The organism is Klebsiella sp. CN_Kp073 (assembly GCF_040065495.2).
GTDB classification, from domain to species: Bacteria; Pseudomonadota; Gammaproteobacteria; order Enterobacterales; family Enterobacteriaceae; genus Klebsiella; species Klebsiella aerogenes.
The window spans coordinates 393,744-420,448 of record NZ_CM198051.1 but is presented as its reverse complement, the minus strand read 5'-3'; the positions used below and the strand labels follow the sequence as shown (position 1 = coordinate 420,448).

28 protein-coding genes are annotated in these 26,705 nt (G+C 56.8%); 9 read left to right on the top strand and 19 right to left on the bottom strand.

The window, feature by feature from the left end:
- The first annotated feature begins 97 nt into the window (after window positions 1-97).
- The 3 genes from ABLV66_RS01980 (at window position 98) to ABLV66_RS01970 (ending at window position 2,214) form a co-directional block, all read left to right on the top strand.
- Window positions 98-1,057, top strand: coding sequence for a hydrolase (locus tag ABLV66_RS01980; RefSeq protein ID WP_230981849.1), 960 nt, complete (start codon window positions 98-100; stop codon window positions 1,055-1,057).
- Window positions 1,054-1,272 (top strand): YheU family protein, encoded by a 219-nt coding sequence (locus ABLV66_RS01975; RefSeq protein WP_015369405.1) that lies wholly within the window; start codon window positions 1,054-1,056, stop codon window positions 1,270-1,272. Before ABLV66_RS01980 ends, ABLV66_RS01975 begins: the two co-directional genes overlap by 4 nt.
- A gap of 72 nt (window positions 1,273-1,344) precedes the next feature.
- Window positions 1,345-2,214 (top strand): phosphoribulokinase, encoded by an 870-nt coding sequence (locus ABLV66_RS01970; protein ID WP_015369404.1) that lies wholly within the window; start codon window positions 1,345-1,347, stop codon window positions 2,212-2,214.
- Window positions 2,215-2,276: 62 nt separating this feature from the next.
- Here the strand turns inward: ABLV66_RS01970 and ABLV66_RS01965 are convergent, their stop codons facing one another.
- The gene (locus ABLV66_RS01965; RefSeq protein ID WP_015703648.1) at window positions 2,277-2,681 is read right to left on the bottom strand and encodes an OsmC family protein; all 405 of its coding nucleotides are present in this window, start codon (window positions 2,679-2,681) and stop codon (window positions 2,277-2,279) included.
- 304 nt (window positions 2,682-2,985) lie between these two features.
- Between ABLV66_RS01965 and crp the strand changes: the two genes are divergently transcribed.
- Together crp and ABLV66_RS01955 are read left to right on the top strand one after the other, a co-directional pair.
- Window positions 2,986-3,618: a cAMP-activated global transcriptional regulator CRP gene (gene crp / locus ABLV66_RS01960; RefSeq protein ID WP_000242758.1), complete on the top strand. Its 633-nt coding sequence runs from the start codon at window positions 2,986-2,988 to the stop codon at window positions 3,616-3,618.
- A 50-nt stretch (window positions 3,619-3,668) separates the two neighbouring features.
- Window positions 3,669-5,747 (top strand): YccS/YhfK family putative transporter, encoded by a 2,079-nt coding sequence (locus ABLV66_RS01955; protein ID WP_045394881.1) that lies wholly within the window; start codon window positions 3,669-3,671, stop codon window positions 5,745-5,747.
- Here ABLV66_RS01955 and argD read toward each other — a convergent pair.
- The 5 genes from argD to ppiA all read right to left on the bottom strand — a co-directional run bounded on the left by argD (window position 5,737) and on the right by ppiA (window position 9,078).
- Window positions 5,737-6,957 carry a bifunctional acetylornithine/succinyldiaminopimelate transaminase gene (gene argD / locus ABLV66_RS01950; RefSeq protein ID WP_049060873.1) on the bottom strand — a complete coding sequence of 407 codons (1,221 nt, stop codon included), beginning with the start codon at window positions 6,955-6,957 and terminating at the stop codon, window positions 5,737-5,739. The two genes, ABLV66_RS01955 and argD, sit on opposite strands and share 11 nt — an antisense overlap.
- Before the next feature lie 89 nt (window positions 6,958-7,046).
- Window positions 7,047-7,610: an aminodeoxychorismate synthase component 2 gene (gene pabA / locus ABLV66_RS01945; protein WP_045394877.1), complete on the bottom strand. Its 564-nt coding sequence runs from the start codon at window positions 7,608-7,610 to the stop codon at window positions 7,047-7,049.
- Window positions 7,611-7,642: 32 nt separating this feature from the next.
- Window positions 7,643-8,245 carry a putative adenosine monophosphate-protein transferase Fic gene (locus ABLV66_RS01940; protein WP_047048022.1) on the bottom strand — a complete coding sequence of 201 codons (603 nt, stop codon included), beginning with the start codon at window positions 8,243-8,245 and terminating at the stop codon, window positions 7,643-7,645.
- Window positions 8,235-8,402: a FicA/YhfG family antitoxin gene (ficA, locus tag ABLV66_RS01935; RefSeq protein ID WP_064571555.1), complete on the bottom strand. Its 168-nt coding sequence runs from the start codon at window positions 8,400-8,402 to the stop codon at window positions 8,235-8,237. The genes ABLV66_RS01940 and ficA overlap by 11 nt, the downstream gene beginning before the upstream one ends.
- A gap of 106 nt (window positions 8,403-8,508) precedes the next feature.
- Entirely contained in the window at window positions 8,509-9,078 is a 570-nt protein-coding gene (ppiA, locus tag ABLV66_RS01930; protein WP_015369397.1) for a peptidylprolyl isomerase A, read from the bottom strand.
- A 277-nt stretch (window positions 9,079-9,355) separates the two neighbouring features.
- On the opposite strand from ppiA, the gene tsgA reads away from it, so the two are divergent.
- Complete coding sequence (gene tsgA, locus ABLV66_RS01925; RefSeq protein WP_015369396.1) at window positions 9,356-10,534, top strand: MFS transporter TsgA; 1,179 nt, start codon at window positions 9,356-9,358, stop codon at window positions 10,532-10,534.
- On the opposite strand, the gene ABLV66_RS01920 is transcribed toward tsgA, so the two are convergent.
- The gene (locus ABLV66_RS01920; RefSeq protein WP_032715192.1) at window positions 10,531-11,853 is read right to left on the bottom strand and encodes a cytosine deaminase; all 1,323 of its coding nucleotides are present in this window, start codon (window positions 11,851-11,853) and stop codon (window positions 10,531-10,533) included. The genes tsgA and ABLV66_RS01920 overlap by 4 nt on opposite strands.
- Window positions 11,854-12,068: 215 nt before the next feature.
- On the opposite strand from ABLV66_RS01920, the gene nirB reads away from it, so the two are divergent.
- From nirB to cysG, 3 genes are all read left to right on the top strand, one after another.
- Complete coding sequence (nirB, locus tag ABLV66_RS01915; protein ID WP_015369394.1) at window positions 12,069-14,612, top strand: nitrite reductase large subunit NirB; 2,544 nt, start codon at window positions 12,069-12,071, stop codon at window positions 14,610-14,612.
- Entirely contained in the window at window positions 14,609-14,935 is a 327-nt protein-coding gene (gene nirD, locus ABLV66_RS01910; RefSeq protein ID WP_015369393.1) for a nitrite reductase small subunit NirD, read from the top strand. Before nirB ends, nirD begins: the two co-directional genes overlap by 4 nt.
- A 152-nt stretch (window positions 14,936-15,087) precedes the next feature.
- Window positions 15,088-16,461 carry a siroheme synthase CysG gene (cysG, locus tag ABLV66_RS01905; protein WP_047050227.1) on the top strand — a complete coding sequence of 458 codons (1,374 nt, stop codon included), beginning with the start codon at window positions 15,088-15,090 and terminating at the stop codon, window positions 16,459-16,461.
- Between the two features lie 68 nt (window positions 16,462-16,529).
- On the opposite strand, the gene trpS is transcribed toward cysG, so the two are convergent.
- The 12 genes from trpS to ABLV66_RS01845 all read right to left on the bottom strand — a co-directional run bounded on the left by trpS (window position 16,530) and on the right by ABLV66_RS01845 (window position 26,491).
- Window positions 16,530-17,534, bottom strand: coding sequence for a tryptophan--tRNA ligase (gene trpS / locus ABLV66_RS01900; RefSeq protein ID WP_015369391.1), 1,005 nt, complete (start codon window positions 17,532-17,534; stop codon window positions 16,530-16,532).
- Window positions 17,527-18,288: a phosphoglycolate phosphatase gene (gene gph / locus ABLV66_RS01895; protein ID WP_045394865.1), complete on the bottom strand. Its 762-nt coding sequence runs from the start codon at window positions 18,286-18,288 to the stop codon at window positions 17,527-17,529. The genes trpS and gph overlap by 8 nt, the downstream gene beginning before the upstream one ends.
- The gene (gene rpe, locus ABLV66_RS01890) at window positions 18,281-18,958 is read right to left on the bottom strand and encodes a ribulose-phosphate 3-epimerase (protein WP_015369389.1); all 678 of its coding nucleotides are present in this window, start codon (window positions 18,956-18,958) and stop codon (window positions 18,281-18,283) included. Before rpe ends, gph begins: the two co-directional genes overlap by 8 nt.
- Before the next feature lie 17 nt (window positions 18,959-18,975).
- A complete protein-coding gene (gene dam / locus ABLV66_RS01885) occupies window positions 18,976-19,803 on the bottom strand; it encodes an adenine-specific DNA-methyltransferase (protein WP_045394863.1) in 828 nt (275 codons plus the stop codon).
- A 79-nt stretch (window positions 19,804-19,882) separates the two neighbouring features.
- Window positions 19,883-21,175, bottom strand: coding sequence for a cell division protein DamX (gene damX, locus ABLV66_RS01880; protein WP_315711683.1), 1,293 nt, complete (start codon window positions 21,173-21,175; stop codon window positions 19,883-19,885).
- 84 nt (window positions 21,176-21,259) lie between these two features.
- The gene (gene aroB / locus ABLV66_RS01875) at window positions 21,260-22,354 is read right to left on the bottom strand and encodes a 3-dehydroquinate synthase (protein WP_015369386.1); all 1,095 of its coding nucleotides are present in this window, start codon (window positions 22,352-22,354) and stop codon (window positions 21,260-21,262) included.
- Between the two features lie 53 nt (window positions 22,355-22,407).
- Window positions 22,408-22,929 (bottom strand): shikimate kinase AroK, encoded by a 522-nt coding sequence (gene aroK, locus ABLV66_RS01870; RefSeq protein ID WP_002920267.1) that lies wholly within the window; start codon window positions 22,927-22,929, stop codon window positions 22,408-22,410.
- A gap of 269 nt (window positions 22,930-23,198) precedes the next feature.
- Complete coding sequence (gene hofQ, locus ABLV66_RS01865) at window positions 23,199-24,440, bottom strand: DNA uptake porin HofQ (protein ID WP_289578434.1); 1,242 nt, start codon at window positions 24,438-24,440, stop codon at window positions 23,199-23,201.
- On the bottom strand, window positions 24,352-24,753 hold the full coding sequence (locus tag ABLV66_RS01860; protein WP_289578433.1) for a HofP DNA utilization family protein: 402 nt from the start codon (window positions 24,751-24,753) through the stop codon (window positions 24,352-24,354). Before ABLV66_RS01860 ends, hofQ begins: the two co-directional genes overlap by 89 nt.
- The gene (locus ABLV66_RS01855; RefSeq protein WP_348876547.1) at window positions 24,743-25,180 is read right to left on the bottom strand and encodes a HofO family protein; all 438 of its coding nucleotides are present in this window, start codon (window positions 25,178-25,180) and stop codon (window positions 24,743-24,745) included. Before ABLV66_RS01855 ends, ABLV66_RS01860 begins: the two co-directional genes overlap by 11 nt.
- A complete protein-coding gene (locus ABLV66_RS01850; RefSeq protein ID WP_348876548.1) occupies window positions 25,164-25,703 on the bottom strand; it encodes a PilN domain-containing protein in 540 nt (179 codons plus the stop codon). The genes ABLV66_RS01855 and ABLV66_RS01850 overlap by 17 nt, the downstream gene beginning before the upstream one ends.
- Window positions 25,704-25,705: 2 nt before the next feature.
- Window positions 25,706-26,491, bottom strand: a complete 786-nt coding sequence (locus tag ABLV66_RS01845; protein ID WP_213292990.1) for a type IV pilus biogenesis protein PilM — start codon at window positions 26,489-26,491, stop codon at window positions 25,706-25,708.
- Window positions 26,492-26,705: the final 214 nt, after the last annotated feature.

Genomic DNA, 26,705 nt, shown 5'->3' with positions numbered 1-26,705 from the left:
AGTGTTCTAAAAGTTTCTTAATAATCCTGGTACTATGGTTGAAATAACCCCGACAGCAGTGACGCCCCCCGATAACGACTCGCGTGAATTCCATCCGATGCGCGGCGTGGGCAATCGTCATCTGCAAACCATGCTGCCGCGGATCATCCGCCGCAAGCTCCGATTTACGCCGCACTGGCAACGCCTTGAGCTGCCGGATGGCGATTTCGTCGATCTGGCCTGGAGCGAAGACCCCGCCGGCGCGCGCCACAAACCGCGACTGGTGGTCTTTCACGGTCTGGAAGGCAGCCTGCACAGCCCTTACGCCCACGGTTTAATTCACGCCGCCATGCAGCGCGGCTGGCTCGGGGTGGTGATGCATTTTCGCGGTTGCAGCGGCGAGCCGAATCGCAACAGTCGTATTTATCACTCTGGCGAAACGGAAGACGGTACCTGGTTCCTGCACTGGCTGCAGCGCGAATTCGGCGCCGCGCCGACGGCGGCGGTAGGCTATTCGCTTGGCGGCAACATGCTGGGCTGTCTGCTGGCGAAAGAAGGCGACAATATTCCGCTCGATGCAGCCGTCATTGTCTCGGCGCCCTTTATGCTGGAAGCCTGCAGCTACCATATGGACAAAGGATTTTCGCGCGTCTATCAGCGTTACCTGCTCAACCTGCTGAAAGCCAACGCCGCGCGCAAGCTAAAAGCCTATCCAGGCTCGCTGCCGGTCGATCTTCGCCAGCTTAAAAGCATGCGCCGCATCCGCGAATTCGACGACATGATCACCGCCAAAATCCACGGTTTCGCCGATGCGCTAGACTATTACCGACAGTGCAGCGCGATGCCGCGCTTAAGCGATATCACCAAGCCGACGCTGATCATTCACGCGAAAGACGATCCGTTTATGGACCATCATTCAATTCCGCCGCAGGAACAACTGCCGGCTAACGTCGAATATCAGCTCACGGAACAGGGCGGTCACGTTGGCTTTGTCGGCGGTACGCTGCGAAAACCGCAAATGTGGCTGGAGCAACGTATTCCGGATTGGTTAACCCGCTGGCTGGGAGGACAAGCATGATTATTCCCTGGCAGGATCTCGATCCCGAAACGCTGGATAATCTGATTGAAAGCTTTGTGTTGCGCGAAGGCACCGATTATGGTGAACATGAACGTTCGCTTGCCGATAAAGTCGCCGATGTAAAACAGCAGCTTAAAACCGGGGAGGCCGTGCTGGTGTGGTCAGAACTGCACGAGACGGTCAACATCATGCCCCGCAAGATGTTTAACGGCTAAGCGCCATGCCCCTCTAACCGCGAGTGCCTGGCGCGATACGGCGACACACCATCACTTAATCAGGGAGTTGTTATGTCTGCCAAACATCCAGTGATCGCAGTCACGGGCTCCAGCGGTGCGGGCACCACCACCACCAGCCTCGCGTTTCGCAAAATTTTCTCGCAACTGAACCTGCATGCCGCGGAGGTCGAAGGGGATAGCTTCCATCGCTATACTCGCCCGGAAATGGACATGGCGATCCGCAAGGCGCGCGATCAGGGCAAACACATCAGCTACTTTGGCCCGGAAGCCAACGACTTCAGCCTGCTTGAACGCACCTTTTTAGAGTACGGCGAATTCGGCAAGGGCCAGTCGCGCAAATATCTCCATACCTACGATGAAGCGGTTCCCTGGAATCAGGTTCCCGGCACCTTTACCCCATGGCAACCGCTGCCTGAACCGACCGACGTGTTGTTTTATGAAGGGCTGCACGGCGGCGTGGTGACGCCGCAGCATGACGTGGCGAAACATGTCGACCTGCTGGTCGGCGTGGTGCCGATCGTCAACCTTGAATGGATCCAGAAGCTCATTCGCGATACCAGCGAACGCGGCCATTCGCGCGAAGCGGTGATGGACTCGGTGGTGCGTTCGATGGAAGACTATATCAATTTCATCACCCCGCAGTTCTCACGCACCCATATCAACTTCCAGCGTGTGCCGACGGTCGATACCTCGAATCCGTTTGCCGCCAAAGGCATTCCATCGCTCGACGAAAGCTTCGTGGTGATTCACTTTCGCAATTTGCAGGGGATTGATTACCCCTGGCTGTTGGCGATGCTACAGGGGTCGTTTATCTCGCATATGAACACCCTGGTGGTGCCAGGCGGTAAGATGGGGCTGGCGATGGAGCTCATTATGGCGCCGCTGGTCGAGCGCTTGATGGAAGGCAAAACCATTAGTTAAGGGCAAAATAAAACCCCGGCCGCCGTGCTGCCGGGGTTAGCGTCCCGCTACATCAATTCGTCTCAGGCTTCGATCACTTCGTAAGAGTGGGTGATGTTGACGGCCTTTTCCAGCATCAGGGCCACCGAGCAGTACTTCTCCGCGGATAAATCCACCGCACGGGACACCGCCGCATCCTTCAGCTCTTTGCCGGTGACGATAAAGTGCAGATTGATATGGGTGAACAGGCGCGGCGCCTCTTCACGGCGTTCAGAAGTCAGCTTCACTTCGCAGTTGGTGACGTTTTGACGCCCTTTTTGCAGGATAGACACCACGTCAATTGCGCTACAGCCGCCCGCCGCCATCAGCACCATTTCCATCGGGCTGGGCGCTTTGTCCCCGGAGTTGCCATCCATTAAAATCTGGTGGCCGGAGGCCGACTCACCGATGAAGGTTAGACCTTCCACCCATTTCACACGCGCTTGCATAAAATTTAACTCCGCTGTTGCAATTTTCCTGACAGATTACGCGCACATAACAAATCTCGCAACGGAAGGCGACCTGGGTCATGCTGAAGCGAGACACCAGGAGACATGCGGTGAAAGCTATGCTAAAACAGTCTGGATGCTACAGTAATACATTGATGTACCGCATGTATGCTGAGGAGTTCACATTACAGGCTGCATAAATTGAGCAGCCAGCTTCCCAGGCATAGGGAAAAATACGATTGCATGCCCGGATGCCGTGTAGTGTCGGCGTCCGGAGATAGCTTATAACAGAGGATAACCGCGCATGGTGCTTGGCAAACCGCAAACAGACCCTACCCTTGAATGGTTCTTGTCTCATTGCCACATTCATAAGTACCCATCAAAGAGCACGCTGATTCACCAGGGTGAGAAAGCGGAAACGCTTTACTACATCGTAAAAGGCTCCGTGGCTGTACTCATCAAGGATGAAGAAGGTAAAGAGATGATCCTCTCTTACCTCAACCAGGGCGATTTCATCGGTGAATTAGGTCTGTTTGAAGAAGGTCAGGAACGTAGTGCCTGGGTACGTGCGAAAACCGCATGTGAAGTGGCCGAGATCTCTTACAAAAAATTCCGTCAGTTAATCCAGGTGAACCCGGACATCCTGATGCGCCTCTCTTCTCAGATGGCGCGTCGTCTGCAGGTCACTTCCGAGAAAGTCGGTAACCTTGCTTTCCTCGACGTGACGGGCCGTATCGCTCAGACCTTACTGAATCTGGCGAAACAGCCTGATGCCATGACCCACCCGGACGGGATGCAGATCAAAATCACCCGCCAGGAAATTGGCCAGATCGTCGGCTGTTCTCGTGAGACGGTTGGCCGTATTCTGAAGATGCTGGAAGATCAAAATCTGATCTCCGCACACGGTAAAACTATCGTCGTCTACGGTACCCGTTAAGTCGCTAAACGGCGTATTGCTCCGCGCAGTACGCCGTTTTTGTTTCTCCCATGTGGCGCAGGCTGATTTACCACCCGGAAGTCAACTACGCACTGCGGCAAACGCTGGTGCTGTGTCTACCTGTGGCCATCGGGCTTCTGCTCGGCCATCTGCAGCAGGGGTTGCTGTTCTCGTTAGTTCCCGCCTGTTGCAATATCGCCGGTCTCGACACCCCGCATAAACGCTTTTTCAAACGCCTGATCGTTGGCGGCTGCCTGTTTGCCGGCAGCAGCCTGATTGTGCAATTGCTTCTGGCGCGCGATATCCCGCTGCCGCTTATCCTCAGCGCGCTGGCGCTGATTCTCGGCGTGACGGCGGAAATCAGTTCGCTGCACGCTCGCCTGTTGCCGGCATCGCTTATCGCCGCCATTTTTACCTTAAGCCTGGCCGGCAATATGCCCATCTGGGAGCCGCTGCTTATCTATGCGCTGGGAACCTTGTGGTACGGACTCTTTAACTGGTTCTGGTTTTGGCTCTGGCGGGAGCAGCCGCTGCGCGAGTCGTTAAGCCTGCTTTACCGCGAACTGGCTAATTATTGCGAGGCCAAATATAGCCTCCTGACGCAGCACACTGATCCGACGACCTCCCTGCCGCCGCTGCTTACCCGCCAGCAGAAGGTGGTCGATTTAATTACCCAATGCTACCAGCAAATGCATATGTTAGCCGCCAACCAGCGTAGCGATCATAAGCGCCTGCTGCGCGCGTTCCAGGTTGGGCTGGATCTGCAGGAACATATTTCAGTGAGCCTGCACCAGCCGGAAGAGGTACAAAAACTGGTGGAGCGCAGCCATGCGGAAGCGGTTATCCGCTGGAATGCGCAGACCGTCGCCGCGCGTCTGCGGGTGCTGGCGGATGATATTCTCTACCACCGCTACCCGCGTCGCTTCCAGATGGATAAGCAAATCGGCGCGCTGGAAAAAATCGCTTATCAGCATCCCGATAACCCGGTAGGCCAGTTCTGCGCCTGGCACTTCAGTCGTATCGCCCGCGTGCTGCGCACCCAGCGCCCGCTGTACGCACGGAATCTGATGGCGGATAAAGAACGGCGCCTGCCGCTACTACCGGCGCTGAAGAACTACCTGTCATTGAAATCCCCGGCGCTGCGCAACGCCGCGCGCATCAGCGTAATGTTGAGCATCGCCAGCCTGATGGGCAGCGCCCTACATCTGCCGAAGCCGTACTGGATCCTGATGACCGTGCTGTTCGTGACGCAAAACGGTTACGGCGCCACCCGCGTGCGGATTGTCCACCGGGCGGCAGGCACCCTGGCGGGCCTGGTGATCGCCTGGTTGACCCTACATTTCCACGTACCGGAGAGCTACACGTTAAGCGGTATGTTGTTCATCACGCTGCTGAGCTATCTCATCATCCGTAAACACTACGGCTGGGCGATGGTGGGCTTTACCGTCACCGCAGTATATACCCTGCAGTTGCTAACGCTTAACGGCGAGCAGTTCATCGTCGCCCGCTTTATCGATACCATTATTGGTTGTCTGATCGCCTTTGGCGGGATGGTCTGGCTATGGCCGCAATGGCAGAGCGGCCTGCTGCGTAAAAACGCCCACGATGCCCTGGAGGCCGATCAGGAGGCTATTCGGCTGATCCTTAGCGCCGATCCGCAGGCCCCGGCGTTGGCCTACCAACGTATGCGCGTCAACCAGGCGCACAACGCCCTGTATAACTCGCTTAACCAGGCGATGCAGGAACCGGGCTTTAACTCGCACTATCTGGAAGATATGAAGCTGTGGGTAACCCATAGCCAGTTTATCGTTGAGCATATCAACGCCATGACCACGCTGGCGCGCGAGCATACGATGCTAACGCCTGACCTGGCGCAGCGGTATCTGGAATCTTGTGAAATTGCCCTGCAGCGCTGTCAGCAGCGTCTGGATTCAGACGGGCCGGGCAGCGCGGGCGATGTGAATATTATGGAATCCCAGGACGGGGAAGTGTTGCGTGGGCCGCTCAGCACCCTTGAGCAGCATCTGCAGCGGATCCTCGGCCATCTGAACACCATGCACACCATTTCGTCGGTGGCATGGCGTCAGCGTCCGCATCACGGCATCTGGCTACGCACGACTAAGCGCTAAGTACGTTTTTAACCGCCTGCGCGAAGCGCGCCATCCCTTCGGCGATATCGCTATCATCAATCACCAGCGACGGCACAAAGCGCATTACGTCCGGCCCGGCGTTTAACACCATCACCCCGGCCTCCGCCGCAGCATAGAGGAAATCGCGCGCGCGTCCGTGATGCTGCGGCTTAAGCGCGGCGCCGATTAACAGTCCCATGCCGCGGATGTCGCTGAACAGATCAAACTGCGCATCGATCTGCTGCAGGTGTTCGACAAACAGCGCCCGTTTGGCATTGACGCCCGCCAGCACCTGCGGCGTGTTAATCAGGTTGAAAGCCGCGGTCGCCACCGCACAGGCCAGCGGATTGCCGCCGTAGGTGGAGCCATGGGAACCGGCATGGAAGGCGCTGGCGATTTCATTGGTGGTTAACATCGCGCTAATCGGGAAACCGCCCCCGAGCGCTTTCGCGCTGGTCAGGATGTCCGGCGTCACGCCGTAATGCATATAGGCGAACAATGAACCGGTACGGCCCATACCGCACTGCACTTCATCAAATACCAGCAGCGCCTGATGCTGGTCGCACAGATCGCGCAGCCCCTGCAGGAACGCTGGCGTCGCCGCCATCACCCCGCCCTCGCCCTGAATCGGCTCAACCACCACCGCGCAGGTATGGTCATCGATCACCGCTTTCACCGCCTCGAGATCGTTAAATGGAACATGCACGATATCTGCCGGTTTCGGCCCGAAACCGTCAGAGTATTTCGGCTGACCGCCGACCGAGACGGTGAACAGCGACCGTCCGTGGAAAGCATTATGGAAAGCGATGATTTTGGTTTTGTACGGACTATGGCGAGTGATCGCGTAATGACGCGCCAGCTTGAACGCCGTTTCGTTGGCTTCCGTTCCGGAGTTCATAAACACCACGCGCTCGGCAAAAGTGGCATCTACCAGTTGGCGCCCCAGGCGCAGCGCCGGCTCGTTGGTAAAAACGTTGCTGGTGTGCCACAGGGTCTCGCCCTGCTCGTGCAGCGCCGCCACCAGCGCCGGGTGGCAGTGGCCCAGCGCGGTCACCGCAATCCCGCCGGCAAAATCAACGTACTCTTTGCCCTGCTGATCCCAAACGCGGCTGCCTTTCCCCTTCACCGGAATAAACTCCGCCGGTGCATAAATCGGCAGAATGACTTCATCGAATGTGGCGCGGGTGATTGCCGGTTGCTCTGTTGCCATGTGATGCCCATCCTTCTGTGTAATGTGCAATGATTGCGATGTTTTAATCACAAAATATGCATAATAAATCACTTTATGGCAACTACAAATCAGCGTTTAAGGAAGTTTTCCAGCAACTGGTGTCCCTGTTCGCTAAGAATGCTCTCCGGGTGGAACTGCACGCCTTCGAGATCCCACTGGCGATGGCGGATACCCATGATTTCACCGCTGGCGCTGCGGGCGGTAACGATAAAATCCGCGGGAAGGGTCGGCGGGTCGATAACTAATGAATGGTAGCGCGTAACGGTAAGCGGGTTGTTTAGTCCCTGAAAAACGCCCTCGCCGTTGTGCTCAATCAGCGACGTTTTACCATGCATGACCTGCGCGGCGCGTACGATGGTGGCGCCAAAGACCTGGGCGATGGCCTGATGACCCAGACACACGCCGAGCAGCGGTGTTTTACCGGCATAGCGGCGGATAACGTCCAGCGAAATACCGGACTCATCCGGCGTGCAGGGGCCCGGCGAAATGACGATTTTCTCCGGCGCCAGCGACGCTATCTCTTCCAGCGTTAACTCATCGTTACGCTTAACCAGCACCTCCGCCCCCAGTTCACAAAAGTACTGGTACAGATTCCAGGTGAAAGAGTCATAGTTATCGATTAGCAGGATCATAGCGGCTCCGGAAAAAACAAAACCGGGCTATTCTACTCAGATTCCCGCGCTTCGCTCACCACTTTACGAAAGATCCGCTCCAGCGGCTCCGGGTCGCCCATCGCGCCCAGCTGGTTAGCCTGGCTCCACGCATCCGGATCGATGCCCCGCCAGTCGAGCAGGTAACCGGCGTGAATGGCCAACTGTTCGAAGAAGATCCTTTGCGTCAGGCCGTTGCCAAGGCGGAACGGATGCAGAACATTGATTTCGCCGTAGTACCAGCTCAGGCGCTCGACGAAGGTCTCCCGGGGGAGTTCACACAGATAGTCCTCTTCTTCCAGCTTGCGCATCAGCGCGTTACCCTCTTTCTCTATCCACGCGAAGTGGCAAAATGGCGTATCGCCCTGGTAGATATCGATTTCCCGCAGTTTGCCCGCCCAGTCAAAGAGATCCTGATAAAGTTGCCGGTGAATGGCGCAGAGATGCGGTAAGCCGCGGCCGCGCGGGCCCAACGGGATCGTCGCCGCGCGCAGCGAAGTGAATTCCCATACAGTTTGTTCCAGCCGTTGCGCCTGATGGATACCCAGCCGGTTACGCAGCACATCCAGCGCCGGATAGAGATAGGGGTCGCGACCATCGCCATATTTATCGCTCATGACGCCTCCTCAGCTCGGCAAGACGCGCCAGCGCTTCCTCAGCCGTCAGGCTAACCAGCGGTACCGTCGCGCCTTCAAGGCGTCTGCTGGCCTGAAAATTGGCGTTGCGGGTCTGTTCCCAGAGCCGGGATTTTTGCTTATCGGTGAGTAAACGCATGGTCGCCTCCCTTATCGTCCCCTGTGTGCCACAAGTATAAGCAGCAATTTCGGGTTACGCAGAGAGGCAAGCCAGGCGCAGGCGGACCGCCCGCGCCAGAAGAGGGTTACGGCAGCACTTTCGCCGAAAGAATAACGACCGGTTTGGACGGAACATTTTGGTACGGGCCAACGTTGTGGGTCGGAACCTGAGAGATTTTGTCGGCGACGTCCATACCCTTCACCACTTTACCAAATACCGCGTAGCCAAAATCACGCTGGCCGTGGTCGAGGAAGGCGTTATCCGCCACGTTGATGAAGAACTGGCTGGTCGCGCTGTCTTGATCGGCGGTACGCGCCATGGCGATCGTCCCGCGGGTATTACGCAGGCCATTGTCGGCTTCGTTTTTAATCGGCGGGTTAGGCTGCTTTTGCTGCATCTGCTCGTTAAAGCCGCCGCCCTGCACCATAAAGCCTGGGATCACCCGGTGGAAGGTCGTGTTGTTATAGAAACCGCTGTTCACGTACTTCAGGAAGTTATCGACAGAAATCGGCGCCTTCTGGCTATTCAGCTCCAACTCGATGTTGCCAGCAGAAGTGGTCAGCAGTACGTGCGGGTCGCCCTTGGCCGCCATGGCGGGGGAGAATGCTGAAATGGCGAATACGGCAGCCATCGCCGCCAGAGTGGATTTGAGCATGGAAATTCCTTAACGGAGCAGAGTAAAAAGCAAGTGCCTTGATTCTAAAGAGCCTTTGCATAGCGGGCTAGCCTTTTACCTAATTTTACTTAGCTGAAACACTTGTTACGAACTGACTCAATCCTCTCGCCGATCACTAATGTCACGGAGATCACATAAATCCATGCAATAAATTCTACATTTCAATATAAACGTTTGCCTTCATCACTTGAATGAATAAAATCTGTGCGCCCGGCGCACCGTCAACGCGCTTTACCTATCTATTCACAGGCCTGTCATGACTAACAGCAATCGTATCAAGCTCACATGGATCAGCTTTTTCTCCTACGCCCTGACCGGCGCGTTGGTGATCGTCACCGGGATGGTGATGGGGAACATCGCAGATTATTTCCATCTGCCGGTGTCCAGTATGAGTAACACCTTTACCTTCCTCAATGCCGGTATTCTGATTTCTATCTTCCTCAATGCCTGGCTGATGGAGATCGTGCCGCTGAAAACCCAGCTGCGCTTCGGCTTTATCCTGATGCTGTTAGCCATCGCCGGGCTGATGTTCGGCCACAGCCTGACGCTGTTCTCCGCGTCGATGTTCGTGCTCGGTCTGGTCAGCGGGATCACCATGTCGATTGGGACTTTCCTGATTACCCACATGTATGAAGGCCGCCAGCGCGGCGCGCGTCTGCTGTTCACGGACTCCTTCTTCAGCATGGCAGGGATGATCTTCCCGATGGTCGCCGCCGTGCTGCTGGCGCGCAGCATCGAGTGGTACTGGGTTTACGCCTGTATCGGCCTGGTCTACGTCGCTATTTTCGTGCTGACTTTCGGCTGTGAGTTCCCGGTGCTTGGCAATAAAGCGCTGGCGGAAAACAGCCAGCCGGTAGTGAAAGAGAAATGGGGCATCGGCGTGCTGTTCCTTTCCATCGCCGCGCTATGCTACATCCTCGGCCAGTTGGGCTTTATCTCCTGGGTACCAGAGTATGCCAAAGGCCTCGGCATGAGCCTCGGCGACGCCGGTAAGCTGGTCAGCGATTTCTGGATGTCCTATATGATCGGCATGTGGTCGTTCAGCTTCATCCTGCGCTTCTTCGACCTGCAGCGCATCCTGACCGTGCTGGCGGGTCTGGCGACAGTCCTGATGTATCTGTTCATTAACGGTTCGCCGGAGCATATGCCGTGGTTCATCCTGACCCTTGGCTTCTTCTCCAGCGCCATCTATACCTCGATCATTACCCTGGGCTCGCAGCAGACCAAAGTCGCTTCACCGAAGCTGGTGAACTTCATTCTGACCTGCGGCACCATCGGCACCATGCTGACCTTCGTGGTGACCGGGCCGATCGTCGCGGCTAGCGGCCCGCTGGCCGCGCTGCATACCGCGAACGGCCTCTATGCCGTGGTATTCGTGATGTGTCTGCTCCTTGGCTTCGTTTCCCGCCACCGTCAAAACGCGTCGGCGCACTAAGCCTTAGGCCCCTTTGCTTCGGCAAAGGGGCTATTTTTGGTAAAAAACAGCTCCTCGCCGCCTTTATCGGTCTGTATCCACGTCTGCGCCAGCTGCGTTGTCGCAATAACCCTTCCCTGACGAATTGACCAACGTACCGGCACCTGGCAGCGTACGGCTTCAAAACCGTTTTCCGCCGGCAAGATCACCAGATTAGCCGGGTTGCCGGTAGCGATGCCGTAATCATTGAGCCCAAAGGTTCTGGCGCTGTTGTGGGTAATCAGCTGTAGACTGTCGTTAATCTGCTGATAGCCCATCAGTTGGCAAACGTGCAGCCCCATATGCAGCACCTGTAGCATGTTGCCGGTTCCCAACGGATACCATGGGTCGAACACATCATCGTGGCCAAAACAGACATTAATGCCGGCCGCCATCAGCTCCTTGACCCGCGTCACGCCGCGCCGCTTCGGGTAGTCATCAAAACGCCCCTGCAGATGAATATTGACCAGCGGGTTGGCGACGAAGTTAATGCCCGAGAGTTTTAACAGGCGGAACAGCCGCGAGGTATAAGCGCCATTGTAGGAGTGCATCGCGGTCGTATGACTCGCGGTCACCCGGGGGCCGATTCCCTCTTTTAATGCCAGCGCGGCGACCGTTTCGACAAAGCGTGACTGTTCATCGTCAATTTCATCGCAGTGGATATCCAGCGGACGCTGGTATTTCTGCGCCAGACGGAAGGCGATATGCAGCGATTCCACTCCGTATTCACGAGTAAATTCGAAATGCGGGATCGCCCCGACCACATCGGCGCCCAGCCGTAATGCCTCCTCCAGCAAACTCTCACCATTGGGGTAGGATAAAATCCCTTCCTGGGGGAAGGCGACTATCTGCAAATCGACCCACGGCGCTACCTCTTGTTTGACTTCCAGCATCGCTTTCAGCGCGGTCAACGATGGGTCAGAAACATCGACATGGGTGCGAACAAACTGGATGCCGTTGGCGATTTGCCAGCGCAGCGTTTTCCACGCACGGGCTTTCACATCCTCATGGCTTAGCAGCGCTTTACGCTCGGCCCAACGCTCAATCCCTTCGAACAGCGTCCCGGACTGGTTCCAGTTTGGCTCTCCCGCCGTCTGCGTGGTATCGAGATGAATGTGCGGTTCGATAAACGGCGGGATGGCCAATCCGCCGCGGGCGTTAAGCACTTCGTAGCTCTCGCTGCGTGCCTCTCCCATCGGCGTAATGTCGCCGAATCGCCCTTTATCAATCGCAATCTGCCACAGCCCTTCTCGCTTTGGCAGATGGACGTTCTGAATTAACCACAGCGGCGTTGTCGACATAGTTTGCTCCCCTGAATATTGCTCATTTCTTCCGCTGCCTTTGTACATAAAAAGAACAGAACGGAAAAGCCTGATTTTTCCATCACTTAGAAAAATCATTATAAATCATGAATATACTCATTAAGTGGTAGGTAAGTTCTAAATTGATTTGTATCAATGAGTGTAGTAGCTGAATCGTTAAGGTAGGCGGTAATAGAAAAGAAATCGAGGCAAAAATGAGCAAAGTCAGAATCGCTATTATCGGTAACGGCATGGTCGGCCATCGCTTTATCGAAGAGCTTCTTGATAAGGCGCCTGCCGGACAATTCGACATTACCGTGTTCTGTGAAGAGCCGCGTATCGCCTATGACCGTGTCCACCTGTCGTCTTACTTCTCCCATCACACTGCGGAAGAGCTGTCGCTAGTACGTGAAGGTTTCTATGAGAAACACGGCGTCAAGGTGCTGGTCGGCGAACGCGCGATTACCATCAACCGCCAGGAAAAGGTGATCCACTCCAGCGCTGGCCGTACCGTTTTCTACGACAAGCTGATTATGGCGACTGGCTCATACCCGTGGATCCCGCCGATTAAAGGCGCGGAAACCCAGGATTGCTTCGTCTATCGTACTATTGAAGATCTTAACGCCATCGAATCCTGCGCCCGTCGCAGTAAACGCGGCGCGGTGGTCGGCGGCGGTCTGCTCGGTCTGGAAGCTGCCGGCGCGCTGAAAAATCTCGGCGTGGAAACCCACGTGATCGAGTTTGCGCCGATGCTGATGGCCGAGCAGCTCGATCAGATGGGCGGCGAGCAGCTGAAGCGTAAGATCGAAAGCATGGGTGTGAAGGTTCACACCAGCAAAAACACCAAAGAGATCGTTCAGCAGGGCACCGAGGCGCGCAAAACGATGCGCTTCGCCGACGGTAGCGAACTGCAGGTCGATTTCATCGTCTTCTCTACCGGTATCCGTCCGCGCGACAAGTTGGCTACCCAGTGCGGGCTGGCGGTCGCCCAACGCGGCGGCATCATGGTCAACGATAGCTGCCAGACCTCCGACCCGGATATCTACGCTATCGGCGAATGCGCCAGCTGGAATAACCGCGTGTATGGTCTTGTCGCCCCGGGCTACAAAATGGCGCAGGTGACGGTTGACCATATCCTCGGCAACGATAATCTGTTCACCGGCGCCGACCTCAGCGCCAAGCTGAAACTGCTCGGCGTTGACGTTGGCGGTATCGGCGACGCCCACGGGCGTACGCCGGGCGCGCGTAGCTACGTCTATCTCGACGAAAGCAAAGAAGTCTACAAACGGCTTATCGTCAGCGAAGATAACAAAACCCTGCTTGGCGCGGTACTGGTCGGCGACACCAGCGATTACGGCAACCTGCTGCAGCTGGTGCTGAACGCCATCGAATTACCGGAAAACCCGGATTCGCTGATCCTCCCGGCCCACGCCGGCAGCGGCAAGCCGTCTATCGGCGTGGATAAACTGCCGGACAGCGCGCAGATTTGTTCCTGCTTCGACGTCAGCAAAGGCGACCTGATCGCCGCTATCAATAAAGGCTGTCACACCGTGGCGGCGCTGAAAGCGGAAACCAAAGCCGGAACCGGCTGCGGCGGTTGTATTCCGCTGGTAACGCAGGTGCTCAACGCCGAGCTGGCGAAACAGGGTATCGAAGTGAACAACAATCTGTGCGAGCACTTCGCCTACTCTCGCCAGGAACTGTTCCACCTGATCCGCGTGGAAGGCATCAAAACCTTCGACGAGCTGCTGGAAAAACACGGTCAGGGCTACGGCTGTGAAGTCTGTAAGCCGACCGTCGGTTCCCTGCTGGCCTCCTGCTGGAATGAGTACATCCTCAAACCACAGCACACGCCGCTGCAGGACACCAACGATAACTTCCTCGCCAATATCCAGAAAGATGGCACCTACTCGGTGATCCCGCGCTCCGCAGGCGGCGAAATCACGCCAGAAGGCCTGGTTGCCGTCGGTCGCATCGCGCGCGAATTTAATCTGTATACCAAAATCACCGGCTCCCAGCGTATCGGCCTGTTCGGCGCGCAAAAAGATGACCTGCCGGAGATCTGGCGTCAGCTGATTGAAGCCGGCTTCGAAACCGGCCATGCGTACGCCAAAGCGCTACGTATGGCGAAAACCTGCGTCGGCAGTACCTGGTGCCGCTACGGCGTCGGCGATAGCGTCGGCTTCGGCGTGGAACTGGAAAACCGCTACAAAGGCATCCGTACCCCGCACAAAATGAAGTTCGGCGTCTCCGGCTGCACCCGTGAATGCGCGGAAGCCCAGGGTAAAGACGTTGGGATCATCGCCACCGAGAAAGGCTGGAACCTGTACGTGTGCGGTAACGGCGGGATGAAACCACGCCACGCCGATCTGCTGGCCGCGGACCTCGATCGCGATACGCTCATCAAATATCTCGACCGCTTTATGATGTTCTACATCCGCACCGCCGATAAGCTGACCCGTACCGCGCCGTGGCTGGACAACATGGAAGGCGGCATCGACTATCTGCGCAGCGTCATCATCGACGATAAGCTGGGCCTGAACGATCACCTTGAAGAAGAGCTGGCTCGCCTGCGCGCCGCTTTCGCCTGCGAATGGACCGAGACCGTCAATAACCCGGCGGCGCAGACGCGCTTCAAACACTTTATCAACAGCGACCAGCGCGACCCGAACGTTCAGGTAGTGCCGGAACGTGACCAGCATCGCCCGGCCACGCCCTATGAGCGCATCCCGGTCACGCTGGTGGAGGAAAACGTATGAGCCAGTGGGTAAACATCTGCAAAATTGACGACATCCTGCCGGCGACCGGCGTCTGCGCGCTGCTGGGGCAACAGCAGGTGGCTATCTTCCGTCCGTACCATGACGACAGAGTGTTCGCCATCAGCAATATCGATCCGTTCTTCAATGCCAGCGTGCTGTCCCGCGGGATCATCGCTGAGCATGACGGCGCGCTGTGGGTTGCCAGCCCGCTGAAAAAGCAGCGCTTCCGCCTCAGCGACGGGTTGTGCATGGAAGATGAGAGCCACTCCATCGCCCATTACGAAGCCCGTGTGAAAGATGGCAAAGTGCAGCTGAAAGCCTGATGCCGCATGGTTCCCTCCGCGCCGCGGGGGGAACCATATCATCGGCTTATAACCACTACTAAGTAGAGGCGGCAAAATTCATATCTCCGTGATTCCCTCTGCTGCTATGCTACGACCGCACTCCCTTTCCCCCCTTGCCGTGAGGATCTGCCGTGGACCACTTACCTATTTTTTGCCAACTACGCGATCGCGACTGCTTGCTGGTCGGCGGCGGCGATGTCGCTGAACGCAAGGCGCGTCTGTTGCTCGACGCCGGCGCCCGGTTAACGGTGAACTCACGCCAGTTTACTCCGCAGTTTCAGGTGTGGGCCGAGGCGCAGATGCTGACGCTGGCGCAGGGCGATTTCAATCCTGCGCTGCTCGATAACTGCTGGCTGGCGATCGCCGCCACCGACGATGATGTCGTTAATCAGCAGGTCAGCGAGGCAGCCGAATCACGGCGTATTTTCTGTAACGTGGTGGATGCGCCCCGTCAGGCTAGCTTTATCATGCCGTCAATTATCGACCGCTCGCCGCTGATGGTCGCCGTGTCTTCCGGTGGTACCTCTCCGGTGTTGGCGCGCCTGCTGCGTGAAAAGCTCGAATCGCTGCTGCCGCTGCATCTCGGACAAATCGCCCGCTATGCCGGGCAGCTGCGCTCAAGGGTGAAAAAGCAGTTCGCTACCGTCGGCGAACGCCGCCGCTTCTGGGAAAAGCTATTTGTTAACGATGGCCTCGCCCAATCGCTGGCGAACGATGATCGTCAGGCCGTCGCCGATACCACGGAACGGTTACTGAATGAACCACTGGAACATCGCGGCGAAGTGGTGCTGGTTGGCGCCGGTCCGGGCGATGCCGGTCTGCTCACCCTCAAAGGGCTGCAGCAGATCCAGCAGGCCGATGTGGTGGTCTACGACCGGCTGGTCTCCGACGATATTATGAATCTGGTGCGCCGCGACGCCGATCGGGTATTTGTCGGCAAACGCGCAGGCTATCACTGCGTGCCGCAGGAGGAAATTAACCAAATCCTGCTGCGCGAAGCGCAAAGCGGCAAGCGTGTCGTGCGCCTGAAAGGCGGCGATCCGTTTATTTTTGGCCGCGGCGGCGAAGAGCTGGAGACTCTCTGCGCGGCAGGTATTCCGTTCTCGGTGGTGCCAGGGATCACCGCCGCATCCGGCTGCTCGGCCTACTCAGGCATTCCGCTTACCCACCGTGATTTCGCCCAGGGCGTACGTCTAATTACCGGCCATCTGAAAACCGGTAGCGATCTCGACTGGCAAAACCTGGCGGCGGAAAAACAGACGCTGGTGTTCTATATGGGGCTAAACCAGGCGCCGGCGATCCGTGAAAAGCTGATCGCCCACGGCATGGCGGCGGATATGCCGGCCGCCATCGTCGAGAACGGCACCGCGGTCAACCAGAAGGTTGTCGCCGGCACTCTGGATCGGTTGGATATTCTGGCGCAGCAGATGGCCAGCCCGGCGTTGATTATCGTGGGCCGCGTGGTGGCGCTACGCGACAAGCTGAACTGGTTTTCTCACCATTAAGCTAATGCGCTCTGACAGACACAAAAAAACCGGGATTATCCCGGTTTTTTTACCTTCAGCGAGCCTTGTTACGGCTTAGCGACAAAGCCAATCGCTTCATACACCGCTTTCAGGGTCTTAGAAGCGTGCGCGCTGGCTTTTTCCGCCCCCTCTTTCATCACCTGATTAAGGAACGCTTCGTCGTTGCGGAAACGGTGATAGCGCTCCTGCAGCTCGGTCAGCATACCGGAAACCGCTTCGGCGACTTCGCCTTTCAGGTGGCCGTACATTTTACCTTCAAAGTGCTGTTCCAGTTCCGGAATGCTCTGGCCGGTCACGGCGGAGAGGATATCCAGCAGGTTGGAAACGCCCGCTTTGTTTTGCACATCGTAACGGACAACCGGCGGCTCGTCGGAGTCGGTCACCGCGCGTTTAATCTTCTTAACCACCGATTTCGGGTCTTCCAGCAGGCCAATGACGTTGTTGCGGTTGTCATCGGACTTGGACATCTTCTTGGTCGGCTCCAGCAGGGACATCACGCGCGCGCCGGACTTAGGAATAAACGGCTCAGGCACTTTAAAGATATCGCCATAGATAGCGTTAAAGCGCTGCGCAACGTCGCGGCTCAGCTCAAGATGCTGTTTCTGATCTTCGCCTACCGGTACCTGGTTGGTCTGGTACAGCAGGATGTCAGCGGCCATCAGTACCGGGTAGTCAAACAGACCGGCGTTGATGTTCTCGGCGTAGCGCGCGGACTTGTCCTTAAACTGGGTCATGCGGCTCAGTTCGCCGAAATAGGTGTAGCAGTTCAGCGCCCAGCCCAGCTGTGCGTGTTCCGGCACGTGAGACTGGACGAAAATGGTGCTCTTTTGCGGATCGATACCGCAGGCCAGGTACAGCGCCAGCGTATCCAGCGTTGCTTTACGCAGGTTCTGCGGATCCTGACGCACGGTGATCGCGTGCTGGTCAACGATGCAGTAAATACAGTGATAGTCATCCTGCATGTTTACCCATTGACGCAGCGCACCCATATAGTTGCCAATGGTCAATTCACCTGAGGGCTGTGCGCCACTAAAAACGATGGGCTTAGTCATTTTTTAATTCCTGAGTTTCACTGTACGGTAGCCCAAGAGCGGGCAAGAGTTCATTAAATTGGTCAAAGATAAAATCCGGCTCGCTCAACGCAATCGGCTCGCCGTAGTTGTAGCCGTAAGTCAGACCGATAGAGCAACAGCCCGCCGCTTTCGCCGCCTGAATATCGTTGCGCGAATCCCCGACGAACAGGAGTTCGGCTGGCGTCAGAGAGAGCTTTTGCGCCACCAGCAGCAGCGGATCCGGATGCGGCTTTTTATTCTTCACATCGTCGCCGCCGATCACCACGCTAAAGTATTTCGCGATATCGAGGGCCTCGAGCAAGGGCGCCACGAACGGTGTCGGTTTGTTGGTAACCAGCGCCAGCGGCAGGCCTTTGGCATGCAGCGCGCCGAGCGTATCGGCCACCGCCGGGAACAAGAAACTGCCTTCTTCCGCCGCTTCGGCGTAATAGCGGTCGAACAGTTTACGCAAAACGCGTAGCTGTTCGTCTTGCGGTATATCATGATCGTCGACGGAAGGTTTCCCCATCGCCGCGCGTAACGTGGCACGCTCCTGGCGAGCCCAATTCAGCGCCCGCTCCATCAGGACGTCTGCGCCGTTGCCAATCCAGGTCACGACGCGCTCTTCACCTGCCACCGGCAGTTCCAGCGCGTAAAGCGCGCTATCAACGGCGGCGGTTAAACCCGGCGCGCTATCGACCAGCGTACCGTCCAGGTCAAATGCCACGCCGCGGATGGCCTGTAATTTATCCATGACTAACCTTCGCTAATTCACTGCGCATTTGATCAATAACTTTTTTGTAGTCCGGCTGGCCGAAGATCGCCGAACCGGCGACAAACATATCCGCACCGGCGGCGGCAATTTCACCAATATTGCTGGCTTTCACGCCGCCATCGACTTCAAGGCGAATGTCGTAGCCGGATTGATCGATAAGCTGACGCACCTGACGCAGTTTTTCAAGAGTGTGCGGAATAAAGGACTGGCCGCCAAAGCCTGGGTTAACCGACATCAGCAGAATCACATCCAGCTTATCCATAACGTAATCGAGATAGCTCAGCGGCGTTGCCGGGTTGAATACCAGCCCCGCTTTACAGCCGTGCTCTTTGATAAGCTGCAGGCTGCGGTCGACGTGTTCAGAGGCTTCCGGGTGGAAAGTGATAATGCTGGCGCCGGCTTCGGCAAAATCAGGAATGATGCGGTCGACCGGCTTTACCATCAGGTGCACATCGATCGGCGCGGTAATGCCGTAGTTGCGCAGCGACTTCAGCACCATCGGGCCAATCGTCAGATTCGGCACGTAGTGGTTGTCCATGACGTCGAAGTGTACGACATCCGCGCCCGCCGCCAGTGCCTTAGCGGTATCCTCGCCCAAACGGGCAAAATCAGCCGACAGAATCGAAGGGGCAATCAAATACTGCTTCATCCGCATCTCCTTGAAATTTATTTGGTCTTCGGCGGACGGTACAGCGCTAAGAGCTCGTCCACCTTTTTACGCGTACCACCGTTGCTGCTGATGCTGCGCCGAACCTTCACAATATGCGTTTCCGCCGCGTTTTTATACCACTCCTGCGTCAGCGGCGTGCGGTGGTTTGAGATAAGCACCGGGATCCGCTTTTTCATCAACGATTCCGCCTTTTTCGCCAGCATTACCTGCTGATCAAGGTTGAAACTGTTGGTGTGGTAGGCGGTAAAATTCGCCGTCGCCGTCAGCGGCGCGTACGGGGGGTCGCAATAGACCACCGCCCGGCTATCGGCTCGCTTCATGCACTCTTCATAAGATTCGCAGTAAAACTCGGCGTTCTGCGCCTTGGCGGCGAAGTGATAGAGCTCAGCCTCGGGGAAATAGGGCTTTTTGTAGCGGCCAAACGGCACGTTGAACTCGCCGCGCAGGTTGTAGCGGCACAATCCGTTGTAGCCATGGCGATTCAGATACAGGAACAGCACCGCGCGACGCAGGGGATCCTGACTCTGGTTGAATTCATCACGGTACTGGTAGTAGCGCTCCGCGGCGTTGTTTTCCGGCGTAAACATCTCGCGTGCGGCGCTGACGTATTCGTCAGTGCGCAATTTGACGATGTTATACAGACCGATCAGATCGCTATTGATATCCGCGAGGATATAACGAGAAAAGTCGGTATTCAGGAATACCGACCCGGCGCCCACAAAGGGCTCAATTAAGCATTCACCTTCCGGCAAATGCTTTTTAATATCGTCAAGCAGGGGGTATTTCCCCCCTGCCCACTTCAGAAAAGCGCGATTCTTTTTCATGCTGCCTAACTAATTACACTTTCTCCGGCTGTGGAGAAATCGCTCCGACAGCATCCTGCGCTTAAGACTACTCGCGGCATTACTTCAGGTCAGCTTGTACCTGATGCAGCGGTTTTGCCCATGGATTTTTCGCCTGAACATCCGCAGGGAGCGTGGCGACGGCACGTTTCGCTTCATCTTTCGAAGCGTAGATGCCGCTGACCAGCACATACCACGGTTGACCGTTGCGAGTCGTCTCATAGACAACATATTTTTCCAGCTTCTCTTTCTTCGCCCAGTTGTTCAGGTTGTTGTAGTTAGAGGAGCTGCTGAGCTGCAACGTATAGTTACCTGACGGCGCAGACTTCATCGAACCAACATCGCCAGCCGTTTTGCTACCAGCCGCTGCGGTCGCCGCAGGCGCAGTGGCCGCCGGGGTGGAGGTCGTTGCGGCAGGCGCAGTCGCGGTAGCCGTTGGCGCGGTTGTCGCAGCCGGTTTAGTCTGCGCAGTGGCGACAGGCTTGCTGGCGGTAGCCACCGGCGCGCTCTCTACGCGCTTAGGTTTGGTTTCAACCGGCGCTTTGGCGGTAGCCTGCGGCTTGCTTTGCGGTTTCGGTTCAATCACCACCTGTTTACGCTCGGCAGGACGCGGCGCGGCAGCCGTCTGGCGTTCGGTCGTTTGACGCGGCGCGGCGCCATTACGCATTGGCGCAACGGTCGCAGGTTCGGTCGGTAAGGTGGAGTTAGCAACGGCGCTATCCAGTTGACCCTGCTGCTGAGTCAGTGCGTTGTTCAGGTCGCCCTGAACTTCCACACGCTGCTGGCCCTGCGGCTCAGAGGCGGGTTGACCCTGAGTCGGATTAGAGGCGATCGGCGGCAGAGAAACGTCCTGCGGCTGCTGCTGGTTGGTGTTGCCCGCAGTTTGATCGACCGGCTGCGCGGCATTGTTGTTCTGGTCAGCGGTCATGCTTTGATCGCCTGACAGGTTAACGCTCTTCTCACCAGAAGCGGATTCATTGGAAGAAGATGGCGATTTCAGCGCCGAACCCACGCCGACAATCAGCAGCAGGAGTACCAGCACCCCTACGCCCATCATGACATACTGGCGGGAAGCCGGTTTAGCAGGGGCCTTTTTGCGTTTACGCGGACGGCGTTCAACCTGCTGCTCTTCTTCTGCTTCTTCTTCGGACTCAAGGTCCTCTTCATACTCTTCTTCATCGCGTTCACGACGGGCTTTGTTCGCGCGCGTCGGACGGCTTTCATCAGCCTCGAGATCGAGATCGTCGAAATTGATCTGCGGATCGGCGTCACGCTCGGAAGACTGACGGGAACGACCAGTACGACGATCGTTGCGATCGGCTTTCATATCGTCTTCTGGTTTGAAATCATCCATTTAACACCCCACTAAAAGGCTTATGCTCACGATTATTGCATGTTGCCCGAAATGATAACGCCGCGCGGACGCGGCTAGACCTTCTTATTGTTGCGCCTGCTGAGTATCAGCAATCGCGCCAAGAACTACATCGTGCGACACTCCGCCGCGGACCTCGCTCTTTCCTATAGCGAGCGGCAATACCAGGCGCATTTCGCCTGCCAGTACCTTTTTATCACGCATCATGTGAGGCAAGTACGCTTCTGCAGACATTTCCTGCGGCCCGCGTACCGGCAACCCTGCACGTTGCAACAGCGCAATCATACGCTGCGTATCCTGCGCGCTAAACTGCCCTAAACGCTCGGACGTATGCGCCGCCATGACCATTCCTGCCGCCACAGCTTCGCCATGTAGCCAGTTACCGTAGCCCATTTCAGCTTCGATAGCATGACCAAATGTATGTCCCAGATTCAGTAAAGCACGTAACCCGGTTTCGCGCTCGTCGGCAGCGACAACTTCGGCTTTTAGCTCACAACAACGGCGAATACAGTACGCCATCGCTGATTCATCCAGCGCCATCAGCGCATCGATGTTGTCTTCAAGCCAGCAGAAGAACTCGCCGTCGAGGATAATGCCGTACTTAATGACCTCAGCCAGGCCGGAGGAGAGCTCGCGCTTTGGCAATGTTTTGAGACAATTAAGGTCGACGACCACGGAAACCGGCTGCCAGAAGGCGCCAATCATATTTTTACCGAGGGGATGGTTTACGGCCGTTTTGCCGCCAACCGAAGAGTCCACCTGCGAAAGCAGCGTGGTGGGAACTTGAATAAAACGTACGCCGCGCTGATAGCTCGCCGCGGCAAAACCGGTTAAATCGCCAACCACGCCGCCGCCGAGCGCCACGAGTGTGGTGTCGCGGCCATGTGGTTTTTGCAACAGCGCGGTAAATACCGTATCCATCACCGCCAGGCTTTTATACTGCTCGCCATCCGGCAGGATCACGCTGTCGACATTGACACCCGCTTGCTCCAGTACGGAGCGAACGGTATCAAGATAAAGCGGCGCCAGCGTTTCATTGGTGACCAGCATAACCTGGTCGCCTGATTTCAGTGGCAGAAAAGAAGCTGGATCGTTAAACAAACCAGCCGCGATGGTAATCGGGTAACTACGTTCCCCGAGAGTTACAGTCAGCTTCTCCATAACGCGACGTCCACCTCAGTTGCTTTACTCTGACGCACTTTATTAAGCCAGAATCAGTTGCTTTCCAGCATATGAATAATCTGGTTTGCAACGACTTTCGCGCTTTGATCGTCGGTGCGGATAGTCACATCGGCAATCTCTTCATACAGCGGATTACGCTCATCTGCCAACGCTTCAAGAACTTCACGTGGCGGCGCATCTACTTGTAATAAAGGACGCTTTTTATCGCGCTGCGTACGAGCAAGTTGTTTTTCGATCGTTGTTTCCAGGTAGACCACCACGCCGCGGGCGGAGAGACGGTTACGCGTTTCACGGGATTTTACTGAGCCGCCGCCAGTGGCGAGTACGATTCCCTGTTTTTCCGTCAACTCATTGATGATTTTTTCTTCACGATCGCGGAAGCCTTCTTCGCCTTCGACATCGAAGACCCAGCCGACGTCTGCGCCAGTGCGTTTCTCAATCTCTTGATCAGAATCGTAAAATTCCATGTTGAGCTGTTGGGCTAACTGGCGCCCAATAGTGCTTTTGCCGGCACCCATAGGCCCAACCAGAAAGATATTGCGTTTCTCTGCCATTTTTTCGGTACTACTAAGACTATTCGTTAATGATAAACCCGCTTCGCAGACACCCAGCGCAGCAGGACATGAACTGAAACCTCATATGCAATAGAGCGAGAGTCAGACTAAAAATTATCTCAATACTCCGGCTGGTTTGGCAACAGAATAAAATCACCGGACATAAAGGGAGGATTGATGTCGTACCCGACTCTCAAATCGGTACCCCTTGTATGCTAAATCCGTCCCCGCGTCAAACACCTGAAACGTGTTTAGCATGAAAAACCCGCTTAATGTACTGCCAGAATACGCGGCGTGATGAAGACAACCAGTTCACGTCGTTCATTATCTTTACCATCATGGCGAAACAGCTGCCCGAGTAAGGGGATTTCGCCAAGCAACGGCACGCTGTCGCGCGCCGACTTATTCTTCTGCGAAAAAATACCGCCCAACGCCAGGGTCTCGCCGCTTTTCACCTCGACTAAGGTTTCAATCTCTTGCTTATCAATTGCCAGCGCTTCGCCGTTTTCCTGCTGCAGTACCTGGCCTGGCGTATTTTCGCTAATGCGCAGTTTCAGGCGCACGCGATCCTGCTGTAGCACCGTCGGCGTCACCTCCATACCCAGGACCGCCTCTTTAAACTCAACCGAGGTGGCGCCGCTTTCTCCGCTGGAGACCTGATAGGGGATCTCGCTGCCCTGTTTGATACTAGCGGGTTGCATATGCGACGCCAGCAGGCGCGGACTGGCGATGATGTCCACCTGCTGCTTTTGCTCCAGCGCGGAAAGCTCAAGCTCCAGTAGCCGCCCGTTAATCCGGCCGATATTAAACCCGCCGCGGGTGGTCGCGTCTGATACCGACAGATTACTGCTCAGGTTGGTCATTTTCCCCATCCCCGGCGTGCTGCTGGCCTCCGCCAGGCTCCACTTCACGCCAAGCTCACGCAGGCTGGTCGCGCTCATTGACACAATGTGCGCCGCCAGCTCCACCTGGCCGACCGGCAGATCCATCTCTTCAGCCCACGCCTTCAGCGCCGGCAGATGCCGATCGTCGTCGCGGATTAACAGACGATTAGTTCGCCGATCGACGGTCATCGTGCCGCGGGCGCTCAACAGCTTGCTCCCGGATTTCGCCAGTTCGTCTGCGTCGGCATAGCGAAGCGGGATACTGTGGTTACGTAATGGCAGATTCTGCCAGCGTTTAGCCTGCTCGGCTTCCTGCTGCGTCCGTTTCGCTTGCTGCCACGCCAGCGTGTGGATGTACAACACCGTGCCCTGACGGGCCATTGTCAGTCCAGCGCTATCGAGAACCGACTGGAGCGCCTGTTGCCAGGGGACGCTATTTAAGTGGAGCGACAGCGTGCCGCTGACCTCCGGCGCCACGATTAAATTAAGATGTTGCATTTCCGCCAGGCTTTGCAGTACCTGGGCCACCGGTACATCATCAACCACCAGCGATACCGGCGGTTCTTTTTTCGCTGCCGCGGCCAGCAGCGGCAGCAGCAGAAGTAGCAGGCTTATCCTTCGCATCATGTTGGCTTTCCTTACGTGACCAGACCCAGCGTGCGGGTTCACACCCGGTATTGGCCTCCAGAGTTAATGTTTCTGCCGTTAGCTGTCGAATTCGCCAGCCGCCAGGCAAAACGTCGTTAATTCGTACACGCCGCCACTGACCGGTATGATCCTGAACAAGACCCAGCCACTGGGCCGGGCGGCCAACCCCGCCGCCGTAACGCCACTGCGTCAGCTGCGCGGTCTGGCAGTGGTCCTCGACCGGTAAAAAAGGATCGCGCGCTCCTGCCAGCAGCGGGCAAACCAGCAGCAGCATGTATCCTTTATATTTCATCGTCGCGCTCCAGTTGCAACGACATCTGTAGTACCCCTTTTTCATCATTTAGTGAAAAAGCGCTAGCGTGTACCCCGCAATCGGCAAGCCAGGCGAACAGCGGCGGCACCGACTGCCAGTTAACCGCCGCCAGCATCTCACCGCCGCGCCCTCGCGGTTGCCAGGCCTGTAACAAGATACCGGCCACGGGTGGCTCCAGCGGTGAAAAACGCCGGGCCGTCCAATCATCAACCACGCGCTGCTGCAGCGTGGCCCGCAACGGCATTACTCGCCACCATTGCGTCTGTAGGGGCGGCGGCGCAGGCTGCGAAGCGCTGACAACAACCAGCGAAAACGCCAGATACATTGCCGCAGCCAAAACTGTGGCGCAAAGTAACGCTAACGGCCATCCGCGCAGCGCCTGCAGGCGTTCAATCGCTGTCCGCATCGGCAGTGTCTCCAGGTAGAAAAAAGCTAAATGACCAGCGTCCCTGTGTATCGCGATGCGTTCCTCCTGCCATCGCCGGTTGAAACCCCTCCAGCTTGCCAAGCGCCTTTTCCAGCGCCGCCACCGCCTTGAGGTTCAGCGCCAGGCCGCTGAGGGTGATGCCCTGCGGTTGGTAGTCCAGTCTGGTTAACCACAGCGGCTCCGGCAACAGCGACGCTAACGTGAGCAATCGTGTCTGCCAGGCCTGCATTTCGGCTCGCCGCTGCGCTTGCCGTGCCTGTCGCTCACCGCGCTGTATTTCTTCGCGCATATCCCGCTCGCGTTGCAACAGCATGGAATAAAGCAGATTGTCGGCCTGGGCGCGCATCGCCTGCTGCGCCACGTCCATCTGACGCAACGCGCGCGTCGCTATCGTCAGGGCGGCGATGTTTAGCGCCATCGCCACCGCCAGCAGCCCGCCCAGACGCAAGCGTTGCCGCCGTCGCGTCTCGCGCCACGGCAGAAGATTAATCGGCTGCGCCATGGTTATTTACCTCCCAGCGCCAAACCAAGCGCGATAGCAAAGCGATCGCCGCAGGCGGGAAGCGGCGGCTGCAGGCGGTGGATTACGCTCCAGCAATCAAAGCTATTTTCCGCCAACGGCAGGCTGCTACAGAGCTGGAACTGTTCATCGTTGAGGCGCGAGGTTAAGTGCGAGAAAGAGGGGGCTTCAGCGCATGGACAATAGCCCCAGCGCTCCTGGGTCGCCCATAACCACTGCGCGTCCCCCTGCCAGACCAATCCCTGAGTCGCGTCAGTAAGCCAGGGAAAAAAAGAAGTGAGAGCAGCCGCATCCGGCACGATCGCCGCCAGGCGCAGCTTCAGCCGCCGAGCCAGTTGACGCAGCGCGTCGATATCCAAACGCTGAGCCGCCGTCGCCTGCCAGCCATCGTTAGCCGCGCGGGCGGTGTAATCGATACACAGCGAAGAGGCAGGCATTTCCAGCTGACGCGCCATCGTACCCGCTATCCACATTGCTCTTTCGTTTTCCCGCAGCGACACCTGTGGCGCCGGCAACTGCTTTTGCAGCGTACGGCTGGCAGGAAGCGCAATGCACACCTGATGCTGTAACGGCAGCTCGCGGCGCCAATCACGTAACCGCTTCACCGCCTCATTGATGTCAACGATGCTGCCCTGCGCCACCAGGCCGGGCGGCAGCGGAATTCGCCACCAGCGACGCAACGCCCAGCGTCCACGTTCGTACAATAGTGCCACTATGACGACGCTATCCTGTTGAATGTGAATTCCTATACGCCAATTTCTGAAAGTCATGCTTAGATCTCCTTATCCGCGATTGCGATTCAAGGAGCAGCCTGGATATACCATGTGGCGAAATGGGGGCTTTTAGCGTCGATCGACACGCCGTCTGGAAGACATAGCGCCAGCAAGCCGCCCCGTGGGGGTATATCAATGCTCCTGGCTTGCCTTTATACTACCGCGCGTTTGTTTATAAACTGCCCAAATAAAACTAAATGGGAATTCTCCG

What these genes read in the sequence shown, in the direction of transcription:
- ABLV66_RS01980 (WP_230981849.1), top strand. Translation starts at nt 98, where the DNA reads ATGCGCGGCGTGGGCAATCGTCATCTGCAAACCATGCTGCCGCGGATC.
- ABLV66_RS01975 (WP_015369405.1), top strand. Translation starts at nt 1,054, where the DNA reads ATGATTATTCCCTGGCAGGATCTCGATCCCGAAACGCTGGATAATCTG.
- ABLV66_RS01970 (WP_015369404.1), top strand. Translation starts at nt 1,345, where the DNA reads ATGTCTGCCAAACATCCAGTGATCGCAGTCACGGGCTCCAGCGGTGCG.
- ABLV66_RS01965 (WP_015703648.1), bottom strand. Translation starts at nt 2,681, where the DNA reads ATGCAAGCGCGTGTGAAATGGGTGGAAGGTCTAACCTTCATCGGTGAG.
- crp (WP_000242758.1), top strand. Translation starts at nt 2,986, where the DNA reads ATGGTGCTTGGCAAACCGCAAACAGACCCTACCCTTGAATGGTTCTTG.
- ABLV66_RS01955 (WP_045394881.1), top strand. Translation starts at nt 3,669, where the DNA reads ATGTGGCGCAGGCTGATTTACCACCCGGAAGTCAACTACGCACTGCGG.
- argD (WP_049060873.1), bottom strand. Translation starts at nt 6,957, where the DNA reads ATGGCAACAGAGCAACCGGCAATCACCCGCGCCACATTCGATGAAGTC.
- pabA (WP_045394877.1), bottom strand. Translation starts at nt 7,610, where the DNA reads ATGATCCTGCTAATCGATAACTATGACTCTTTCACCTGGAATCTGTAC.
- ABLV66_RS01940 (WP_047048022.1), bottom strand. Translation starts at nt 8,245, where the DNA reads ATGAGCGATAAATATGGCGATGGTCGCGACCCCTATCTCTATCCGGCG.
- ficA (WP_064571555.1), bottom strand. Translation starts at nt 8,402, where the DNA reads ATGCGTTTACTCACCGATAAGCAAAAATCCCGGCTCTGGGAACAGACC.
- ppiA (WP_015369397.1), bottom strand. Translation starts at nt 9,078, where the DNA reads ATGCTCAAATCCACTCTGGCGGCGATGGCTGCCGTATTCGCCATTTCA.
- tsgA (WP_015369396.1), top strand. Translation starts at nt 9,356, where the DNA reads ATGACTAACAGCAATCGTATCAAGCTCACATGGATCAGCTTTTTCTCC.
- ABLV66_RS01920 (WP_032715192.1), bottom strand. Translation starts at nt 11,853, where the DNA reads ATGTCGACAACGCCGCTGTGGTTAATTCAGAACGTCCATCTGCCAAAG.
- nirB (WP_015369394.1), top strand. Translation starts at nt 12,069, where the DNA reads ATGAGCAAAGTCAGAATCGCTATTATCGGTAACGGCATGGTCGGCCAT.
- nirD (WP_015369393.1), top strand. Translation starts at nt 14,609, where the DNA reads ATGAGCCAGTGGGTAAACATCTGCAAAATTGACGACATCCTGCCGGCG.
- trpS (WP_015369391.1), bottom strand. Translation starts at nt 17,534, where the DNA reads ATGACTAAGCCCATCGTTTTTAGTGGCGCACAGCCCTCAGGTGAATTG.
- gph (WP_045394865.1), bottom strand. Translation starts at nt 18,288, where the DNA reads ATGGATAAATTACAGGCCATCCGCGGCGTGGCATTTGACCTGGACGGT.
- rpe (WP_015369389.1), bottom strand. Translation starts at nt 18,958, where the DNA reads ATGAAGCAGTATTTGATTGCCCCTTCGATTCTGTCGGCTGATTTTGCC.
- dam (WP_045394863.1), bottom strand. Translation starts at nt 19,803, where the DNA reads ATGAAAAAGAATCGCGCTTTTCTGAAGTGGGCAGGGGGGAAATACCCC.
- damX (WP_315711683.1), bottom strand. Translation starts at nt 21,175, where the DNA reads ATGGATGATTTCAAACCAGAAGACGATATGAAAGCCGATCGCAACGAT.
- aroB (WP_015369386.1), bottom strand. Translation starts at nt 22,354, where the DNA reads ATGGAGAAGCTGACTGTAACTCTCGGGGAACGTAGTTACCCGATTACC.
- aroK (WP_002920267.1), bottom strand. Translation starts at nt 22,929, where the DNA reads ATGGCAGAGAAACGCAATATCTTTCTGGTTGGGCCTATGGGTGCCGGC.
- hofQ (WP_289578434.1), bottom strand. Translation starts at nt 24,440, where the DNA reads ATGATGCGAAGGATAAGCCTGCTACTTCTGCTGCTGCCGCTGCTGGCC.
- ABLV66_RS01860 (WP_289578433.1), bottom strand. Translation starts at nt 24,753, where the DNA reads ATGAAATATAAAGGATACATGCTGCTGCTGGTTTGCCCGCTGCTGGCA.
- ABLV66_RS01855 (WP_348876547.1), bottom strand. Translation starts at nt 25,180, where the DNA reads ATGCGGACAGCGATTGAACGCCTGCAGGCGCTGCGCGGATGGCCGTTA.
- ABLV66_RS01850 (WP_348876548.1), bottom strand. Translation starts at nt 25,703, where the DNA reads ATGGCGCAGCCGATTAATCTTCTGCCGTGGCGCGAGACGCGACGGCGG.
- ABLV66_RS01845 (WP_213292990.1), bottom strand. Translation starts at nt 26,491, where the DNA reads ATGACTTTCAGAAATTGGCGTATAGGAATTCACATTCAACAGGATAGC.